The organism is Streptosporangiales bacterium (genome assembly GCA_009379955.1).
Lineage (GTDB): Bacteria > Actinomycetota > Actinomycetes > Streptosporangiales > WHST01 > WHST01.
Window position 1 is genome coordinate 13192 of record WHST01000002.1, and the last position, 19487, is coordinate 32678.

The 19487-nt window shown below is 73.1% G+C and carries 15 protein-coding genes and 1 pseudogene; 12 read left to right on the forward strand and 4 right to left on the reverse strand.

Annotated features, from left to right (window positions below; all coding sequences use genetic code 11):
* Window positions 1-178 precede the first annotated feature (178 nt).
* A pseudogene (locus GEV10_00895) lies at window positions 179-859 on the reverse strand (methyltransferase domain-containing protein).
* Here GEV10_00895 and GEV10_00900 point away from each other — a divergent pair.
* The 5 genes from GEV10_00900 to GEV10_00920 are packed head-to-tail and all read left to right on the forward strand — an operon-like array spanning window position 818 to window position 7337.
* Window positions 818-2272 carry a DUF2079 domain-containing protein gene (locus GEV10_00900; protein ID MQA77035.1) on the forward strand — a complete coding sequence of 485 codons (1455 nt, stop codon included), beginning with the start codon at window positions 818-820 and terminating at the stop codon, window positions 2270-2272. The pseudogene GEV10_00895 and the gene GEV10_00900 sit on opposite strands and share 42 nt — an antisense overlap.
* Window positions 2269-4293, forward strand: coding sequence for a hypothetical protein (locus GEV10_00905; protein MQA77036.1), 2025 nt, complete (start codon window positions 2269-2271; stop codon window positions 4291-4293). Before GEV10_00900 ends, GEV10_00905 begins: the two co-directional genes overlap by 4 nt.
* A 16-nt stretch (window positions 4294-4309) precedes the next feature.
* On the forward strand, window positions 4310-5227 hold the full coding sequence (locus GEV10_00910; protein ID MQA77037.1) for a UPF0104 family protein: 918 nt from the start codon (window positions 4310-4312) through the stop codon (window positions 5225-5227).
* A 24-nt stretch (window positions 5228-5251) separates the two neighbouring features.
* Complete coding sequence (locus GEV10_00915) at window positions 5252-6229, forward strand: glycosyltransferase (GenBank protein MQA77038.1); 978 nt, start codon at window positions 5252-5254, stop codon at window positions 6227-6229.
* 1 nt (window position 6230) lies between these two features.
* Window positions 6231-7337 carry a glycosyltransferase gene (locus tag GEV10_00920; protein MQA77039.1) on the forward strand — a complete coding sequence of 369 codons (1107 nt, stop codon included), beginning with the start codon at window positions 6231-6233 and terminating at the stop codon, window positions 7335-7337.
* 6 nt (window positions 7338-7343) lie between these two features.
* On the opposite strand, the gene GEV10_00925 is transcribed toward GEV10_00920, so the two are convergent.
* Window positions 7344-8333 (reverse strand): NAD-dependent epimerase/dehydratase family protein, encoded by a 990-nt coding sequence (locus GEV10_00925; GenBank protein ID MQA77040.1) that lies wholly within the window; start codon window positions 8331-8333, stop codon window positions 7344-7346.
* A gap of 166 nt (window positions 8334-8499) precedes the next feature.
* Between GEV10_00925 and GEV10_00930 the strand changes: the two genes are divergently transcribed.
* The 5 genes from GEV10_00930 (at window position 8500) to GEV10_00950 (ending at window position 13333) form a co-directional block, all read left to right on the forward strand.
* Entirely contained in the window at window positions 8500-9615 is a 1116-nt protein-coding gene (locus GEV10_00930) for a glycosyltransferase (protein ID MQA77041.1), read from the forward strand.
* Window positions 9616-9624: 9 nt separating this feature from the next.
* Complete coding sequence (locus GEV10_00935; GenBank protein ID MQA77042.1) at window positions 9625-10722, forward strand: mannose-1-phosphate guanylyltransferase; 1098 nt, start codon at window positions 9625-9627, stop codon at window positions 10720-10722.
* 25 nt (window positions 10723-10747) lie between these two features.
* A complete protein-coding gene (locus tag GEV10_00940) occupies window positions 10748-11650 on the forward strand; it encodes a DNA-3-methyladenine glycosylase 2 family protein (protein ID MQA77043.1) in 903 nt (300 codons plus the stop codon).
* A gap of 97 nt (window positions 11651-11747) precedes the next feature.
* Window positions 11748-12023 (forward strand): hypothetical protein, encoded by a 276-nt coding sequence (locus GEV10_00945; GenBank protein ID MQA77044.1) that lies wholly within the window; start codon window positions 11748-11750, stop codon window positions 12021-12023.
* Between the two features lie 11 nt (window positions 12024-12034).
* Complete coding sequence (locus GEV10_00950) at window positions 12035-13333, forward strand: hypothetical protein (protein MQA77045.1); 1299 nt, start codon at window positions 12035-12037, stop codon at window positions 13331-13333.
* A 4-nt stretch (window positions 13334-13337) separates the two neighbouring features.
* Here the strand turns inward: GEV10_00950 and GEV10_00955 are convergent, their stop codons facing one another.
* Both GEV10_00955 and GEV10_00960 read right to left on the reverse strand, forming a co-directional pair.
* A complete protein-coding gene (locus GEV10_00955) occupies window positions 13338-14606 on the reverse strand; it encodes a coenzyme F420-0:L-glutamate ligase (protein ID MQA77046.1) in 1269 nt (422 codons plus the stop codon).
* A complete protein-coding gene (locus GEV10_00960; GenBank protein ID MQA77047.1) occupies window positions 14603-15565 on the reverse strand; it encodes a 2-phospho-L-lactate transferase in 963 nt (320 codons plus the stop codon). The genes GEV10_00955 and GEV10_00960 overlap by 4 nt, the downstream gene beginning before the upstream one ends.
* 125 nt (window positions 15566-15690) lie before the next feature.
* Between GEV10_00960 and GEV10_00965 the strand changes: the two genes are divergently transcribed.
* Window positions 15691-15966 (forward strand): WhiB family transcriptional regulator, encoded by a 276-nt coding sequence (locus tag GEV10_00965; protein MQA77048.1) that lies wholly within the window; start codon window positions 15691-15693, stop codon window positions 15964-15966.
* A gap of 110 nt (window positions 15967-16076) precedes the next feature.
* On the forward strand, window positions 16077-19484 hold the full coding sequence (locus tag GEV10_00970; protein ID MQA77049.1) for a glycosyltransferase: 3408 nt from the start codon (window positions 16077-16079) through the stop codon (window positions 19482-19484).
* Window positions 19485-19487 lie beyond the last annotated feature (3 nt).

Here is a 19487-nt window from a genome sequence, read left to right on the forward strand (position 1 = left end):
CGTGCCGCGGCCAGTGCACCGGTCGTTCGGGGTGTGCGAGGTCGAGCTCGCCGCGGAGCGCGAGGCCGGCCCGGGCGGCGTCCGCGACCAGGGTCTCGATCTCGGCGGGTCCGAAGATGTGCACCGTCTCGCCGTACGCGGCGAGGTGGGCGGTGTCCGGCGGGTCCTTGTCGAAGTCGGTCGAGAGCACCAGCAGGCCGCCCGGACGCAGGATGCGTGCGGTCTCGGTCAGGAACGCGGGCACGTCGACGCCGTGCTCGATGACGCTCATGCAGGTAACGGCGTCGAGCGACCCGGAGTGCAGGCCGGTCGCGGTGATGTCGCCGTGCCGGAACTGCACCGGGCCGCGGTGGGTCGTGCCGGTGAACTCGGGGTTGATGCCGGCGAGCTCCCGCAGGCCGTACAGGCGCAGGGACGGGAGCACCGTCGAGTAGCGGGCGGCGCCGCCGTCGAGCACGCGCGCGTCGGTGCCGCAGTGCTCGACCACCGCGCGGACCGCGCCCAGCACGTCCCAGTTCTTCGCGCGCGTGGGGTGGAGCGGCAGCCGCAGCCGGCGGGCCTCGTGGACCGCCGCCTCGACCTCGGTGCGGCGCCTGAGCACGCCGGTCGGCGCCACCGTCGTCGGCAGGGGACGGGACGCGGCGGGCAGCAGGGCGCGCTCGGCCGTGCGTTGCACGCCGACCCTGCCCCACAGGGCGAGGTCCGCCGCGACCTTGGCGGCTCGCAGCGGCAGGCTGTCGGTGGGGAGGAGCTTCACGGCGGCAAACCCTACCCGCCCTTGCTCGGATGCCGCGGGAAGGATCGGTAGCCTGCGGTGGTGCTCCGACCTCGCGGCCGCCCCGCGCACATGTTGCGGCATCGCACCGGGGTCGGTGTCCTGACGCTCGCCGCGGTGGCCCTCTACGTCACGTACGCGGTGAGCCGGCTGACCCGCTTCCGCGCAGCAACGTACGACCTGGTCATCTTCGACCAGGCGGTGCGCAGCTACTCCCGGTTCGAGCCCGGCCTCGCGCCGGTGAAGGGCGTGCACAACGACTTCGGCCCCGACTTCTCGGTGCTCGGCGACCACTTCTCGCCGATCCTGGCCGTCCTCGCCCCGCTCTACTGGGTGCACGACCGGCCGATCATGCTGGTCGTCGCGCAGGCCGTCCTGATCGCCGCCGCGATCCCGTTCGTCTGGGTGTTCGCGAACCGCCTCCTCGGTCCCCTCGCCGCCTACCTGGCGTCCGGGGCGTTCGCGCTGAGCTGGCAGGTCCAGTCGGCGATCGCGTTCGACTTCCACGAGGTGGCGTTCGCGGTGCCGCTCGTCGCGGTCGCCATGGAACGGTTCCAGGCCGCGCGGTACTGGCACGCGACGATCGCCGCGGGAGTGCTGCTGCTCGTCAAGGAGGACATGGGCTTCCTCGTGGCGGGCCTGGGGGTGCTGCTGATGTGGCGCGCGCGGCGCCGGCTACACGGCCTGGGCCTCGTCGTCGCCGGTCTGGCCATGGTCTGGTTGACGACGCAGGTGCTGATGCCGCTGGCGGGTGGACGGCCCGGCTACTACTGGCAGTACGAGGACCTCGGCGGGTCGCCGGGCGAGGCACTGCGGTTCATGGTCACGAACCCGCTCGAGACCCTGGCGCTGATCGTGACGCCGGAGACCAAGCTGCACACGCTGCTGTGGCTGTTCGTACCGTTGGCGTTCTGCGCCCTCGTGTCGCCGTACCTGCTGCCCGCCCTGCCGCTGCTCGCGGAGCGGCTGCTGGCGTCCAACCCGAACTGGTGGACGACCTGGCCGCACTACAACGCGTTCGTGGTCGTCCTGCTGTTCTGTGCTGGCATCGATGGTGCCGCCCGGGTGGCGCGGTGGGTCGGTCGGACGAGCGCGCGACGCAGGCGGGTCGTGCATGTCGGCTGGGCCGCGTTCACCCTGGCGGCGGCCGTCGTGTCGGTCGGCCACTTCCCGTTCGGCAACCTCACGCACGACACGTGGTGGCCGGAGTCGGGGCGGCAGCGCGCGGCGGCGACCGCGGTGGCGACGATCCCCGACGGCGCGACCGTCGAGGTGCTGAACAACCTCGGTCCCGCGCTCACCGGCAGGTGCGCCGTGCGGCTGCTCGACCGCACCCCGCGTGACGCGCCGTGGGTGATCACCGACACGAGGATCCGCACGTTCCCGTTCCGCACCCTCGCCGAGCAGCGCGGCCGGCTGGGCGTTCTCGAACGCGACGGCTACCGCCGGGTGTGGAGCGGTCAGGGGTACGTCGTGCTGCACCGGAGCGGCTCGTGAGGGACGACTCGGCGAGCGTCGACCCCGCCGGCCGGTTGCTGGTGCGGCTGTCGACGTGGCCCGCACTGGTGCTCGCCGGGTTCCTGGCCGTGGCGTTCCCGCTCGTCCTCGGCGGCGTCTTCTCGCCGCTGCCGGCGTTCGGGCTCACCGCGGTGGTCGCGGCGCTCTTGCTGGTGTGGGTGCGCCGTCCCGCGCGGCTGCACCGGACCGACACGCCGTGGTGGGTGGCGTGGTCGGTGCTCGCCGTCGCCGTCGCGTTCGGCGTCCTGGAATGGCTGACCCACTCCGAGCAGATCCTCGTGGAGCGTGACCCGGCCGCGTACGTGCAGTTCGGCTGGTGGCTCGCCGAGCACGGGGGTCTGCCCGTCGAGCAGCACCGGGAGGCGTTCGGCGGCGGCGTGCCCAGTCTCTCGTGGAACAGCCCGGCGTTCTACCAGGTCGGCACGGCGATCTGGCCGCAGTTCATGGTCGGCCTGCCGACGGTGCTCGCCGCCGCGGCGTGGATCGGCGGTGTCGGCGGCATGCTCGTCACCAACGCGGTCGTCGGCGCATTGTCCGTGCTCGCGTTCGGCGGGCTCGTCGCCCGGCTCGTCGGGCCGCGGTGGGCACCGCTGGGCGCCTTCCTGCTCGCGTTCTGCTACCCGCAGCTGTTCGTGGCGAAGTCCGCGTACAGCGAGCCGCTCGCGCAGCTGCTCGTCGTCTCCGCGCTGTGCCTGCTCGTGGACTGCCGGGTGCTGCGTGGCAGAGCCGCGTGGGCCGCGGCCGGCGCGGCGGGGCTGCTGCTCGGCATCGGCGAGCTGGTGCGGATCGACGTGCTGCGCGACCTCATTCCGGCGGTGGCGCTGGTCGGGGTGTTCGCCGCGCGCCGGCGGGCGTACGCGCTGCCGTTCGGGGCGTTCCTCACGGTCGGTTTCGCGTTCGGCGCGCTCGACGGTGTGCTGCTGAGCCGGCCGTACGTCGAGGCGCTGCGCGGGTCGCTCGTGCCGCTGCTCGGTGTCGCGGGACTGACGGTGCTCGCCGCCGTCGCGTACGCGGTGCTCGGCAGGCGCGGTCGGCTCGGTCCGCTGACACCCGAGCGGCTGCGCGCCGCGCGGATCGGCCGCGTGTCGCTGCCGACGGTGGCGGGAGCGCTGGTGCTGGTGGCGTTCGTGGCGTTCGCGACCCGGCCGCTGTGGCAGACCGTGCGCGGTGCCGACGGATCCACGGGCGACTACATCAGGCTGCAGCAGCGCAGCCAGGGCCTCCCGATCGACCCCGGCCGCTGGTACTACGAGTGGAGCCTGCACTGGGTCGCGTGGTGGGTCGGCTGGCCGGCCGTGGTCCTGGCGGGCGTCGCGGCGGCGGTGCTGACCGTCCGGCTGGTGCGCGGGCGCGCCCCACGCTGGCTGCCGGTCCTGCCGCTGCTGCTGTGGAGCACCGCGACGACGTTGTGGATGCCGTCGATCACACCGGACCACCCGTGGGCCGACCGCAGGCTCGTCCCCGTGGTGCTGCCGGCCGTCGTGCTGCTGGCGTGCTGGGGGCTGCGCTGGTGCGTCCGGCGGGTGCGCGAGGGCCGGCCCGGCCGGTTGCCCCGGGTGGTCGCCGTCGTGGGCGTCCTCGCCCTGCTCGTACCGGTGGGGTACGCGTCCGGCCCGCTGGCCTGGCGCGCGACGCACCGCGGGGAGATCCGCGAGCTCGCCGACCTGTGCCGTGCGATCGGGCCGAACGCCGCGGTGATCGGCATCGACCGTGCGACCAACGTGTACATGCAGGCCGTCCGCGGCATGTGCGGCGTACCGATCGCGCGCTTCTACGACGCGGAGCCGGTACGCGTCCGCGCGGCCGTCGCCGCGGTCGAGCGTTCCGGCCGCCGTCCGGTGCTGCTCGGCGGGAGCCCGGAGACGCTGGCGAAGGTGACCGACGCGACCCCACGCCACGTCGTCGACCTGCGCAGCACCCAGGACCAGCACAACCTGCTCGAACGCCCCACCCACACCGTCCGCAAGGGCCTGACCGGCTGGCTGGCGTTCCCGTCCTGACGGGTAGGTTCGCTGCGTGGTCGAGCGGCGGCGGGTCCTGGCGTGGGTGCGCATCGTGCTCGGGGTCGCGGTCGCGGTCGGCGTCGTGCTGGCACTGGCCGACCAGTGGCCGCGTGTGCGCCCGCACCTCGCGCGGTTCGATGTCCCGCTGGTGGTGTCGGCGTTCCTCGCCGTGCTCGTCGCGCTCGGCGCGAGCATGCTGTCGTGGCGCGCGGTCCTGACCGAGCTCGGGTCGCGGCTGCCGTTGCGCGACGCCGCGCGCATCTACTTCGTCGGGCAGGTCGGCAAATACCTGCCGGGCAGCGTGTGGCCGGCGCTCGTCCAGATGGAGCTCGGCCGGTCCGCGGGCGTGCCGCGGTCGCGGATGGGCGTGTCGTTCGTGCTCGCGCTCGCGCTGAGCCTGCTGACCGGTGCGGTGATCGGGCTGCCGTCGGTGCTCTCGACCGGCCGTTACCTGCTGCCCGCGCTCGGCATCATCGTGCTCGTGCTGCCGGTGCTGCTCGTGCCCCGGCTGCTCGGCGCCGTGCTCGACCGCGGGCTGCGGCTGCTGCGCCGGCCGCCGCTCGAACGCCCGCTGACGCGCAGGGGCATCCTCAAGGTCGTGGGGCTGTCGGCGATCGGCTGGGTGGCGTACGGCGTCCAGGCCTGGCTGCTCGCCGTCGACCTCGGTGCCCCCCTGGCGCAGACCCTGCCCGTGGCGGTCGGTGCGTACGCCATCGCGCTGGTGCTCGGCGTCGTCGTCGTGCTCGCGCCCGCGGGCGTCGGCGTCCGCGAGTTCATGCTGGTCGTGGGGCTGGCGAGCGTCCTCACCGGAAACGCGGCCACGGCGCTCGCGATCGTGTCACGCGCCCTGGTCACGGTGGCCGACGTCGCCACCGCCGCCATGGGACTGCTGCTGCGCCGGCCGGCGGCTGACAAGGTGCGGGGACGCTGACGGCTGGCGATACGCTCGGGCCTCATGGCCACCCCCGCCCGTCACCCCGTCGAGCTGGTCGATCCGACCAGGCGCCACTACACGCTGTCACCCGCCGTCGCCGACGTCAGCGGCCCGCGGCCGCTCGCCACGATCGTCCTGCCCTGCTACAACGAGTCGGCCCACGTCCTGCGCGAGATCGAGCGCATCACGTTCGCCATGGACACCAGCGGCATGAGCTACGAGCTCCTCGTCATCGACGACGCGTCGACCGACCGCACGCTCGAGGTGCTGCAGGAGGCGCTGCCGAGGTTCCCCCGGATGCGCCTCATGCCGTTCCGGCGCAACGGCGGCTCCGGCACCGCGCGGCGGATCGGCACCAGGGAGTCGCGCGGCGAGATCGTCGTATGGACCGACGCCGACCTCACCTACCCCAACGAGCGCATCCCCGAGTTCATCCGCTACCTGATCGAGCACCCCGAGTGCGCCCAGGTCGTCGGCGCGCGCACCGCCGAGCGCGGCACGCTCCGGGTGCTTCGCGTGCCCGCGAAGTGGTTCATCCGCAAGGTGGCCGAAGGCCTCGCCGGGGTGAAGATCGCCGACCTCAACTCCGGCATGCGGGCGTTCCGCCGCGAAGTGTCGCTGCCGTTCCTGCGACTGCTGCCGCCAGGCTTCTCCTGCGTCACCACGATCACGCTGGCGTTCCTGTCGAACCAGCACGACGTCGACTACCTGCCGATCGACTACGGCAAGCGGTCCGGGCAGTCGAAGTTCCATCCGTTGCGCGACGCCTACCGCTACATCCTCCAGGTCGTCCGCATGGTGATGTACTTCAACCCGCTCAAGGTGCTCCTGCCGCCGGCGCTCGTCCTGCTCGGAGTCGGCGTCGCCAAGGCGGTGTACGACATGATCGTGCACCCGTTCTACTTCGCTGCCAACACGATCCTGCTCTTCATGACGGGGCTCATCATCGGCTCGTTGGCGCTGCTCGCCGACCTCGTCGTGCGGTCGCGGTCCGAGTAGCGTGAAGGTCGCGATCGTCGGGCCGACCCATCCCTACAAGGGCGGCATCGCGCAGTCGACCACCACCCTCGCGCGGCAGCTCGGCGCCGCGGGGCACGTGGTCGATGTCGTCTCGTGGTCGGCGCAGTACCCCGACTTCCTGTACCCAGGGGAGCAGCGCGTACCGGCCGACCGTCCCGAGGTCGAGCCGTGGCCGCGCGCGACGTACCCGCTCGCGTGGTACCGGCCCGACGGCTGGGTGCGGACGGGTCGCAGGCTGCGGGCGTACGACGTCGTCGTGTTCGTCCTCGTCACCCCGGTGCAGGTGCCGGCGTACCTCACGATGCTCGCGGCCCTGGGACGGCGACCGTCCGTCCGCACCGTCGTGCTGTGCCACAACGTGCTGCCGCACGAGCGCCGCATGGTCGACCCGACGCTGGTACGCGCGCTGTTCCGGCGCACCGACGGCGCGCTCGTGCACTCGGGTGACCAGGCGCGCATGGCCCGTGGCCTGGGCGCGCGGCAGGTCGCGGTCGCGGAGCTGCCGTCCGGTTTTCCGACGCTCGCGGGTGCGGAGCCGGCGGTCGTGCCCGACGCGGACGTGCACCGCCGGCTGCTGTTCTTCGGCCTCGTCCGGCCGTACAAGGGCCTCGACATCCTGCTGGCCGCGCTGGCGAAGGTCCCCGGCGTCGGCCTGACGGTGGCGGGGGAGTTCTGGGGCGAGACGCTGCGGGTCACCGAGCTGACGGTCGACGAGCTCGGCCTCCGCGACCGGGTCGAGATCCGCGCGGGCTACGTCGACGCCGCGGAGGTGCCCGCCCTGTTCGCCGGCACCGACGCGCTGGTGCTGCCGTACCGGCAGGCGACGTCGTCGTACAACGCCGACGTCGCGTTCCAGTACGGCGCACCGGTCGTGGTCACCCGCGCGGGCGCGCTCGCCGATCGGGTGAGCGACGGCGTCGACGGTCTCGTGTGCGCGCCCGACGACGTCGACGACCTCGCGGCGGCACTGCGGCGGCTCTACGGCGAGCCCGGCCTGCTCGCCGCCCTGCGCGCGGGCGTACGTCCGCCCGACCACACCGGCAAGTGGGAGCGCTACGCCGAGGCGCTCCTCGCCGCGGCCGGGTGACCGGAGTCAGCGCCGTGCCGGTTTGGCCCGCTCGATCTCGAGGTCGTTGTCGACCATCATCTCGACGATCTGGCGGAAGCTGACCGTCGGCGACCAGCCGAGCTCCTCCCTGGCGCGCGTCGCGTCCCCGACGAGTACGTCGACGTCGGCCGGGCGGAAGAAGCGCTCGTCCTGGACGACGTGCGGCTGCCAGTCGTCGATGCCGACGCGCGCGAACGCGAGGTCGAGCAGGTCGCGCACCGAGTGCTGGGTGCCGGTCGCGACCACGAGGTCTTCTGGCTCGTCGCGCTGCAGCATGCGCCACATCGCGTCGGTGTAGTCGGCCGCGTATCCCCAGTCACGGTGCACGTCGAGGTTGCCGAGCGTCAGCGTGTCGTGCAGCCCGAGTGCGATGCGCGCGACGCCCTGGGTGATCTTGCGGGTGACGAACTCGTACCCGCGTCGCGGGCTCTCGTGGTTGAACAGGATGCCCGAGCAGGCGAACGCGCCGTACGACTCGCGGTAGTTCATCGTGATGTAGTGGCCGAACGTCTTCGCGACGCCGTACGGCGACCGCGGGTGGAACGGCGTGGTCTCCGACTGCGGTGTCTCGCGCACCTTGCCGAACATCTCCGAGCTCGACGCCTGGTAGAAGCGCACCCGGCCCATGTCGTTCTGGGTGTGGATCCTGATCGCCTCGAGCATGCGCAGGACGCCCATGCCGGTGATCTCGCCGGTGAGCTCGGCCTGCTTCCAGGACAACCCGACGAAGCTGATCGCGCCGAGGTTGTAGACCTCGTCCGGCTGGGAGATCTCCAGCGCGGAGATCAGGCTGGCCAGGTCGCGCAGGTCGCCCTCGAGGAGGTGGGCGGACGGTACGACGTCGTTGACGCGTTCGGCCTTGGGGTTGCTCTGCCCGTTGACGAGGCCGAACACCTCGTATCCCTTCGCCGCGAGGAGCTCGCCGAGGTAGAGGCCGTCCTGGCCGGTGATGCCGGTGATGAGAACGCGTGGCACGTGCCGTCCTGCCGTCTCGTCCATGGGTGCGAAGGTGTGCGCATGCGTACCACATCGCCTTCGTATTTGGGGACGGTAGTGTCCCGTCACACGTTCTTAACCCCGTGGGCGTAGTGTTCGGCGGAAGAGTTGGAGTGCCCGGAACAACCCTGGAGGCGAGGCGCAGGTGTCACCGCGAGTACTGATCGACGGTACCGATCGCGGGGGCGTCAACCGGTACGTCGACGGCCTGGTGAGGGCGTTGGACAAGGCGGGTGCCGACATCGGGGTCGCGTGCCAGCGTGCCGACGCCGACCGCTACGGCCGGATGGCGCCGGGCGCGGCGATCATCATGGGTCCCACCGCGATCGCCCACCGTCCCGCACGTCTCGCCTGGGAGCAGACCGGCCTGCCGGTCGTCGCCGAGTCGTTCGGCGCCGACGTCATCCACGCGCCGTTCTACACGATGCCGGTACGCGCGGGCCGCCCGACGGTCGTCACGGTGCACGACGTCACGGTGTTCACCAAGCCCGAGCTCATCCCGCCGGTCAAGGCGACGTTCCTGCGCTCGGCGATCCGCACCGCGGTCCGGCGCGCGACCCGCATCATCGTGCCGTCCAAGGCGACGCGTGACGAGCTCGTCGAGCACCTGTCGTCCGACCCCACGAAGATCGACGTCGCCTACCACGGCGTCGACCACCAGCTGTTCCACCGGCCGGAGTGCGCGGACTGCGAGCGCGTGTCCAACCGGCTCGGCCTGCACGGCCAGCCGTACATCGCGTTCCTCGGCGGGTTCGAGCCGCGCAAGAACGTCCCCGACCTCATCCGCGGGTGGGTCAGTGCGGTCGCCGACCGCGACGAGCCGCCGGCGCTCGTGCTCGCCGGCAGCCGCGGCAACGACGACGCCGTCGACGACGCGGCGGCGCAGGTGCCCGAGCACCTGCGGCTGATCCGTCCCGGCTTCCTGCGCTACGTCGACCTGCCCGCGTACCTCGGCGGCGCCGTGGTCGTCGCGTTCCCCAGCCACGGTGAGGGGTTCGGCCTGCCGGTGCTCGAGGCGATGGCCTGCGGGGCACCGGTGCTCACCACCCACCGCACCTCGCTGCCCGAGGTCGGCGGCGACGCGGTGGCGTACACCGAGCCCGACCCCGACAGCATCGCCGCGGGACTGACCGACCTCCTCGACGACCCCGACCGGCGCACCGCGCTGGCCAACGCGGGCTACGAGCGGTCGCAGGAGTTCACCTGGCAGATCTCGGCCGAGACCCACCTGGCGAGCTACCGCCGGGCCGTCGGCGAGTGACCGACACCCATGGGTGAGGCCGGGGCGCTGTACGCCGTCGTCCCCGCGGGCGGGTCGGGCACCCGTCTGTGGCCGCTGAGCCGCAGGGACGAGCCGAAGTACCTCCACCCGCTCGCCGGCGGCGAGCGGTCGCTGCTGCAGGGCACCGTCGACCGGCTGGCGCCCGTCGTCCCCGCCGACCGCACGTACGTCGTCACCGGCGCCAGCCATCGCGCCAAGGTGGCCGCGCAGCTGCCGGAGCTGCCCGCGGGCAACGTCGTCGTCGAGCCGTCGCCGAAGAACTCCGCGCCGGCGATCGGGCTCGCCGCGGCACTGATCGCGCGGCGCGAACCCGACGCCGTGATGGGCTCGTTCGCGGCCGACCACGTCGTGCCCGACGCCACCGCGTTCCGCGCCGCGCTGCGCGACGCCGTCTCCGTCGCCGAGGCGGGGTACCTCGTCACGATCGGCATCACGCCGACCTATGCCGCCACCGGGTTCGGCTGGATCCAGCGGGGCGACCCGCTGGCGGGAGGCGTCGGCGAGCGCGTGGCCACGTTCACCGAGAAGCCGCCTGCCGACGTCGCGCAGGGCTATCTCGACGGCGGTCGCAGCCTGTGGAACGCGTCGATGTTCGTGTGGCGGGTGGCGACGTTCCTCGACGAGCTCGGCCGGCAGCTGCCCGCGCTCCACGAGGGCCTGCTGCGCATCGCGGCCGCGTGGGACGGCCCCGACCGCGACGCCGTGCTGGCGGAGGTCTGGCCGACCCTGCCCGCGGAGACCGTCGACGACGGCGTGCTCGTCGACGCGGCCTGCGGCGGGCGGGTGGCCGTCGTGCAGGGCCGCTTCGAGTGGCACGACATCGGCGACTGGAACGGCCTCGCCGACCTGCTCGCGAGCGCGGCAGGCGGCAACGTCGCGCTCGGCGAGGGGGAGTGGCTGTCCGAGGACGACACGGGCACGCTCGTCGCCGCGTCCGGCGGCCGTCTCGTCGCGACCCTGGGGCTCCGCGACCTCGTGGTCGTCGACACCCCCGACGCCGTGCTCGTCCTGCCGAGGCACCGCGCGCAGGACGTCCGCCGGCTCGTCGAGGAGCTGAAGAGACGTGGCGACGGCACCCACCTGTGACGGGCCGCCCGCGCGGGTGAGCCGGTTGTGGCGACCGCCGTACGCGGTCGACGTCGGGTTCACGCTGTCCTGCCACCGCCGCGGCCCCGGGGACCCGGCGTTCCGCCGGTCGGGCGACGGCGCGGTCTGGCGCGCGGTGCGGACACCTGACGGTCCCGGCACGCTGCACGTACGGTCCCTGACGCGGCTGGGCGAGGTCGAGGCGCAGGCATGGGGGCCGGGGGCGTCGTGGCTGCTCGACCGGCTGCCCACCATGCTCGGCGCGGCGGACGACCCCGGCGCGCTCGTCCCCGCGCACCCGATCGTCCGCGACATGGCCCGCCGCAGGCCCGGCTTCCGGATCGGCCGCAGCGAGCGGGTGCTCGACGCGCTCGTACCGGCGATCCTCGAGCAGAAGGTCACCGGCACCGAGGCGTTCCGGTCGTGGCGGCAGCTGCTGTGGCGGTTCGGCGAGCCCGCCCCGGGGCCGGCCGAGCTGGTCGCCAAGATGAGAGTCCCGCCGGACGCCGCGACGTGGGCGTCGCTCGCCACCTGGCACTGGCACCTCGCCGGCGTCGACCCGCGACGCGCCAGGACCATCAGGATCGCGGCGTCGCGGGCAGGTCGGCTGGAGGAGACGCTGACCCTCGGCCGTGCGGTCGCCGCGACGCGGATGCGCGCGTTGCCCGGCATCGGTCAGTGGACCGTCGCCGAGGTGCTGCAGCGCTCGCACGGCGACGCCGACGCGGTGTCGGTGGGCGACCTGCACGTGCCGGGCATCGTCGGCTGGGCGCTCGCGGGGGAGGTCGTCGACGATGCGGGCATGCTCGCGCTGCTTGAGCCGTACGCGGGCCACCGTTACCGCGTGCAGCGCCTGCTGGAGACCGCCGGCGTCGGCCCGCCACGCCGCGCCCCGAGGTTCTCGCCGAGGGACTACCGCTCCCTCTGACCGCTGGCAAAACCTGCTGCGACGGTGCCGGCACGGCCCAGGTTCCCGCAAGGATGACGCAATCGGCGTGCAAGCGACGGCCCGTCCACTGGTGGGCATGCAACAGATCGACCTCGACCCGGCCGCGGTGCACAGCCTCGGCGACAAGAGCAGCGGATCCGCGGAAGTGGTGCAGCCGGCGGTGAAAGACCTCTCCGACGGCTGGCTGCCGAAGTCCCAGCCGGAGTTCAAGAGCACGCTGGAGCTCTGCCGGCAGAAGTGGATCTTCACGTTCGTCGACTTGGACGACGCGCTCACCGCCATCGGTGACAAGCTGCACGCCAGCGCGAACGCCGTCACCACGGGGGATACCACCTCCGCCGACCAGTTCTGAAGGGGCAGCAGATGGGACAGATGACGAAGTCGACGCTGCTGCACATCGGCAGCGACGGCGGGGGGTCGGCGGGGTTCGGTGACGCGAAGACGCGCGCGACCAGCGGGCTGAGTGCGTTCGAGCAGCCGGTCTGGGCGCAGGTCAAGAGGGGGGTGGTGTGGAGCGGGGTCGGCCAGCCGGACGCGGAGAGCGTGACCCACACCAACGCCCTCGCGCTCAACATCGGCCAGGCGATGATGGAGTCGGGCGGCGCCGCCATGGAGGCAGCCACCCTGGGCTTCAGCAAGCTCGAGGACAACCTGAGGGAGCTCAACGACCACGCCAAGTCGTTCGGCAGCTGGGTCAACGAGGACGGCACCGTCGTCTGGGACGAGAACAACCCGAAGAAGCCCACCTCGATCTACGACGAGGACACCATCAGGCAGACCAACGTCCAGCTCGCCATCCAGCAGACGCTGAAGACGGCCACCCTGCTCGACCACGGCACGATGGCGTCGATGCAGACGGTGTACGACAACGCGCCCGAGGTGGTCGACAACGCGGCCGACGCCGCCGAGGCATTGCCGAGCAACAAGAAGACCCTCGTCGAGGCGCTGGATGCCCGGCAGCAGATCCTGGAGGTGTCGGCGAGCTTCTACCTGATCGACAGGAACGGCCTGCTCGGCGTCGCCGACGTCAAAGCCGCCGGCGGCAACCCGTTCGCGGACGGGGTCGCGGAGCAGGTCAGCGAGCTCGACAAGCTCGTCCAAGGCGCGATCGGCCTGACCAAGGCCGGGCCCCTGCTGAACCTGCTGAAGGCCGACCTCCCCGCGATCATCGTCGACGGCCTCCTCGTGAAGGCGGGCGCGGCCGCCGCGGGAGCGGAGGCCGCGGGCAGGAAGGCGGCCGCGGAGATCCTCAAGATGCCCGGCCGCGTCCTCGGCGTGGCCGGGGTCGCCCAGTTCGTCGCGGACCTGGCGGTGTTCGCGGCGGGCAAGCTCGCACCGGACGCCCAGCCCACCGAGTTCGACGTCATCACCCACAACGGTGAACCCAAGGCGACGGTCGGCGACCAGCAGCTCGCCGGGATCGCGAGCGGGTACTACTCACCCACCGGGATCGGCAACGACCAGGCGGAGTCCGTCGCGGACCTCGCGCACCTGCAACGACTCGACGCGCTCCCCGAAGGTTCCGAAGACTTCAGGGCCCAGGCGATCGAGACCCGCGACCAGCTGCAGGCGTGGCTGGACGAGCACCCGGACATGAGCACGGACACGGTCTACGCGCAGGGCCTCATCGAGGAGCTGGACGCGTGCATCGGCCAGCGCTAGCGCGTCAGCGCGTCTCCAGGTAGGGGGCCGGGTCGCGGTCCCTGGGGTCGACGGGCTTGGCCGGGCGGCCGATGGCCACCGTGCCCATGGGGTCCCAGTGCGCCGGCAGGTCGAGGGCAGTACGGGTGGCGTCGCGGCAGTACAGCGTGCTCGCGATCCAGGCCGAGCCGAGCTGCTCGACCGCGAGGGCGACGAGCAGGTTCTCGACCGCAGCGCCGGCGGACAGCGTCGCCATCTCGACCTCCGCCGGGTCGCCGGCGTGGCGGAGCGCGGAGCGGTCGACGCAGGGGACCACGAGCACCGGTGCACGGCAGAGGACGTCGACGCTCTCGGCTCGCTCGGTCTCGCCCGGCGGGTCGGCCCAGTGCGTCTCCAGCGTGTCGAGCAGGCGGGCGCGTGCGTCCGCTGACTCGACGAGCACGAACCGCCACGGCGTCGACGCGTATGGTGCCGGCGCGGTGACCGCGGCCGCGATGGCGCGCCGTACCGGCTCGGTGCCGATGGGCTCGCCGGTGAACTCCCTGACGGTGCGCCGGGACGAGACGACGTCGCGCGCGCCGAGCGAGAACATGTCGAGCTCGGACGGCCGGACGAGCGCGCGTACGCCGGGACCGTCCTCGCGCGTGGTGTGGTGCGCGAGACCGCGGACGACGGCCACGGGTACGCCGGTGCTCTTGCCCTTCACCAGGTCGGCCGCGGCCGCCACCTCGTCGGCGATCGCGATCTCGGTGACCAGCAACGGACGCCCGTGCGCGTCGGTGCGCCCGCGGTGGTCGTCGACGACGGCCAGTCCCGCGGCGCCGAGCGCGACGTCGGTCTGCCCGACACGCCACGGCCGGCCGAACGTGTCGGTGACGACGACCGCGACCGTGACGCCGAGCCGCTCGCGCAGGCCTGCCCTGATCGCACGCGCCGACGCGTCCGGGTCGAGGGGGAGCAGGACCACGGTGCCTTCGGGGGTGTTGGACTCGTCGACGCCGGCCGCCGCCATCACGAAGCCGTGCGCGGTCTGCACGATGCGGGTGGGCCCGCGACGCGCGACGACACGGACGGTCTCCGCCGTGATCGCGTCGTCGCGCATCCGCTCGAGGTCGTCACCGGGCGCGGCACGCCGGACGCGGCCCTCGGCCTTGCTGACCACCTTGCTCGTGACCACGACCACGTCGCCGTCGCGCAGCCCCGGCGTGGCCGCGGCGACGAGGGCGGCGAGGTCGTCACCGTGGGCGATCTCGGGGATCCCCTGGACACCCCAGATATCGATCGCCGACGTCATCGCAGGATCTCGGCGAGCTCGAGCGCGTCGGCGGCCATCCGTGCGGCCGCGTCGACGTCGTGCATCACGAGCGGCACCGCGCGGCAGCGGATGCCGAGCGCCTCGACCGGCTCGACGGCGTCCTTGTCGGTCTCGTCGACGAGCCAGCCGTCGACGAGACCCGGGCCGTAGAACTCCGCCACGCCGGCGGCGGTCGACGTCGCGCCGACCGCGGCGAGCACCTTGTCGGCCATGCCCCGCAGCGGGTGCCCGCCGATGACGGGGGAGAGCCCCACGACAGGCACGCCGGCACCGGCGATCGCCGGCCTGATGCCGGGCACCGCGAGGATCGTGCCGATCGAGACGACGGGGTTGCTCGGCGGCAACAGGACGACGTCGGCCGCGGCGATCGCCTCGACCACGCCCGGCGCCGGGCCGGACTCCTCGGCCCCCACGGGCACGACGCCGAGTGCGCGGGGCTCCGCGTGCAGTCGTACCCAGTACTCCTGGAAGTGCACCGCGCGGCGTCCCGACTCGGCGGCGGTGTCCTCGATGACGACGTGGGTCTCGACGGGATCGTCGGTCATCGGCAGCAGCCGTACGCCGAGACCCCAGCGCGCCGACAGCGTCGCGGTCACCGCGGACAGCGGCTGACCCGCGGCCAGCAGTTGGCTGCGGAAGACGTGGGTGGCGAAGTCGCGGTCACCGAGGCCGAACCACTGCGGCTCCGCGCCGTACGCCGCGAGCTCGTCCTTGACGGTGAACGTCTCGCCCGCGCGTCCCCACCCCTGCTCGTCGTCGATCCCGTCGCCGAGGGTGTACATGACGGTGTCGAGATCGGGACAGACCCGAAGGCCGAAGAGGGTGATGTCGTCGCCGGTGTTGCCGATGACGGTGATGTCCGCGTCGGGGACGGCGCGGCGCAGTCCACGGAGGAAACGAGCACCGCCCACTCCACCTGCCAGCACGACGATCTGCATGCGGAAAGCCTGCCATAGCATGCCCCGGCTTGACGTACCGGCATTGACGCGCGTGTAATTACACGAGTGTCGTTCCCGCGCCGGGGGGCGCGGCGGGCCAGCGGCAGGGTCGAGGAGGGTCTTTTGTGTCCGAGCAGAACTGGCTATCAGGGGACAGTGGCGAGGAGCTCGAGGAGCTTGAGGAGCTTGAATGGCAGGAACGCGCGCTCTGCGCGCAGACCGACCCGGAGGCATTCTTCCCGGAGAAGGGCGGTTCCACCCGGGAGGCCAAGAAGGTGTGTCTCGTGTGCGAGGTCCGGCAGGAGTGCCTGGAGTACGCACTGGCGCACGACGAGCGGTTCGGCATCTGGGGCGGGCTCTCCGAGCGTGAGCGCCGCAAGCTGAGGCGGCGTGCCGGCTGACACCGCGTAGGTGGCGCGATACCGGCGTCGACTAGTCTTTCGCCGTCATCCCCCTCGGCGCCGCCGAGGATCTGCCGCCGACCGTGACGGGGAAAGCCGTTCGTACGCCAGTGACACCGCAGGCGAGGCCCAACCACTTCGTCACCGCCGTGCTCGTCGTGCACGACGGTGGTCGTTGGTTGCCCGAGACCATCGCGGCGCTCGCGGAGCAGACCCGTGCACCCGACCTCATCCGGGTCGTCGACACCGGCAGCACCGACTCCAGCGGCGAGATCCTCGCCGACGCTGTCGGTTCCGACCAGGTCATCGCGATGCCGCGCAGGACCGGCTTCGGCGCCGCCGTCGCCGCGGGTCTCGCGCGCCCCGAGGTCACCCGCCGCGGCCGCCGCGCCGTCCCGCGTCCCACCGACGGCACGTCCTGGATCTGGCTGCTGCACGACGACTCCGCCCCCGCCCCGGACGCGCTCGAGAGGATGCTGGCGGCCTCCGACCGGTCGGCGGGTCGCCGCACCGCGCCGCCCGGCATCCTCGGCTGCAAGCACCGCGACTGGTACGACCACCGCGTCCTGCTCGACGTCGGCCTCACCACCGACCTCGGTGGCCGCCGCGAGACCGGCATCGACCGAGGCGAGCACGACCAGGGGCAGTACGACGACCACCGTGACGTGCTCGCCGTCGACTCGGCCGGCATGCTGGTCCGCCGCGACGTGTGGGACTACCTCGGCGGGTTCGACCCGACACTGCCGCTCTACCGCGACGACATCGACTTCTGCTGGCGGGCCACCCGGGCCGGCATCGGCGTCGCGGTCGTCACCGACGCGGTCGTCTACCACGCCGAGGCCGCGTCTCGGCACCGTCGCACCGTCCACGCCACCGCCAGCCACCCACGGCTCGCGGACCGGCGGCACGGCATGTACTCGCTCGCGGCCAACCTGCCGATGGGGCTCGCCGCGTTCGCGCTGCTCCGCAACGTCGTCACCTCGGTCTTCCGCGCCGTCGGCTGGGTGCTGGCCAAGCAGCTCGGGTACGCGTTCGACGAGCTCGCCGCCGTGGCGCTCGTCATCGCACGTCCCGACCTGGTGCTCCGGGCACGGGCGGCCAGGCGCCGGCTGAAGCGTCCGTGGCGGCAGATCCGCACGCTGATGCCGCCCCGCGGCGCGGCGATCAAGCGGGTCGGCGAACGCATCTCCGCGTTCAGCGCGGGCGCGGCGGCCGACTCGGGCCGGCACAGCCAGGCGGCGATCGACCCGACGGCCGACGACGACGAGGCCTTCGGCGCGTTCGAGGAGGCGCCGAGCGCGTTGCGCCGGGTGCTGTCGCACCCCGGCCTGCTGCTCGTCGCAGCCCTCACGCTCGTCGCGCTGGTCGCCGAGCGCGACGTGCTCGGCATGAGGCTCGCCGGCGGCGCGCTGCTCCCGGCACCGGACGGCGCCGGCGACCTCTGGCGCTCCTACCTCGAGTCCTGGCACCCGATCGGCCTCGGCGGCACGACGACCGCCCCGCCCTACCTCGGGGTGCTCGCCCTGCTCTCCACCGCCTTCTTCGGCAAGCCGTGGCTGGCCGTCAACATCCTGCTGCTCGGCTGCGTGCCGCTCGCCGGTTGGTCGGCGTACCTCGCCGCGGGCCGGCTCGGCACCGACCGGGCGGTGCGGGTGTGGGTCTCCGCCGCGTACGCCCTGCTGCCGATCGCGACCGGCTCCATCGCCGCGGGACGCCTCGGCAGCACGGTCGCGTTCGTGATGCTCCCGCTGATCGCCTACTTCGGCGCACGGGTGCTGAGACCCGCCGCCAAGGGTGCCCTGCGACCGGCGTGGGCGTGCGCGCTCCTCCTCTCGATCGGCGTCGCGTTCGCGCCGGTGCTGTGGCCGATGGCGTTCGTGCTCGCGGTGATCGCCGGCGCGGTGCTGTGGCGCCGGCGCGCCGTCATCTCCGGACTCGTCATCACGGTGCTGTTGCCGGTCGCGCTGCTCTACCCGTGGTCGTTCCGCGTGATCACCAGGCCGCAGCTGCTGCTCCTCGACACCGGCTACCACCCGGCGTACCTCGCGGCGGCCGACCTGCCGCCGCTCGCGATCCTGCTGCTGCACCCCGGCGGGCCCGGGCAGTACCCCGTCTGGATGAGCATCGGGCTCGTCCTCGCCGCCCTCGCGGCACTGCTGCGCCGCCGCGCCAACCGTCCGGTGGTGGCGGGCTGGATCGTCGCGTTCGTCGGCCTGGCCTTCGGTGTCGTGCTGAGCCGGGTCACCCTCACCGAGCCCGACGCCACGATCGGGGCGGTCGTGTGGCCCGGCATCGCGGTGGCGGTGGTGGGTCTCGGCTTCCTCGTCGCGATCGGTTCCGCGGCGCAGGACGCGCCAGAGCGGCTCTTCCGCTTCGGGTTCGGCTGGCGTCAGCTCGCGCTCGTCGCCCTCGTGGTCGTCGTCGGCGTCACGCCGCTCTTCGCCGGTGCCTGGTGGGTGGTCAACGGCGCGGGCGACCCGCTGCACGTCGCGCGCGGCGAGGTCGTCCCCGCGTACCTCACGGCGCAGAGCGACGTGCCCAGCCGCCCGCGCACCCTCATCGTCAGGAAGCTGCAGGGCCGCGTCGAGTACACCGTCGTCCGGGGCCGGGCGCCCGCGCTCGGCGACGAGTTGTTGCAACCGCCCAAGGCGACGCGAGAGCGGCTCGACGCCCTGGTCGCCGACCTCGTGTCCGGACGGTCGGCCGACGTCACGTCGCGGCTGGCGCCGTACGGCATCCGCTACGTCCTCGTCGCAGGTCCCGTCGACTCCCGGCTCGCGCAGCGGCTCGACGGCGAGGCCGGGCTCGTCCGGCAGTCGGCGACGCGCGACTTCGCGCTGTGGCAGGCGGCCGAGGAGCCCACCAGGCTCCGCATGGTCGGTCCCGACGGCACCACCTCGCCGTTGCCGGCCTCCGGCGATGTGGAGTCCACCGTCCGCATACCGCCGGGCGCCGACGACCGGATGCTCGTCCTCACCGACGCCGCCTCGCCGGGATGGCGCGCGAGGATCGGCGACACCGAGCTCGAGGCGCGCAAGGTCGACGGCTGGGCGCAGGCGTTCGTCCTCCCGTCGTCGGGCGGCCGGCTGTCCCTGTCGTTCGCCGAGACCACCAGGCACGGACAGCTGATCTTCCAGGGCGCCGTGCTGCTCGTCGTCCTCGTCCTCGCCCTGCCGGGCGCCCGGCGCGAGGAGTTCGACCCGGAGCCCGACCGTGCGGCGCGCGAGGCCGCACCAGGGCCGCGTGCCCGGCTGCCGCGATCCGCGCTCGACGGTGGCCCCGACACCGGTCCGCAGGACACCCACGGCCCGCCACCGCACAGCGAGCCCGAGTATGCGCCCCAGCCCGACTACGGCCAGCCCGACTACGGCCAGCCCGACTACGGCCAGCCCGACCAAGGGCAACCCCCGTACGGCCAGCCCGGGTACGGCCCGCCGCAGGCACCCGATCCCGCCTACGGGCCGGCACCGCAGGAGGACGCGCCCCGCTATGTGCCCGGCCAGTGGGAGAGGCGGTAGCCG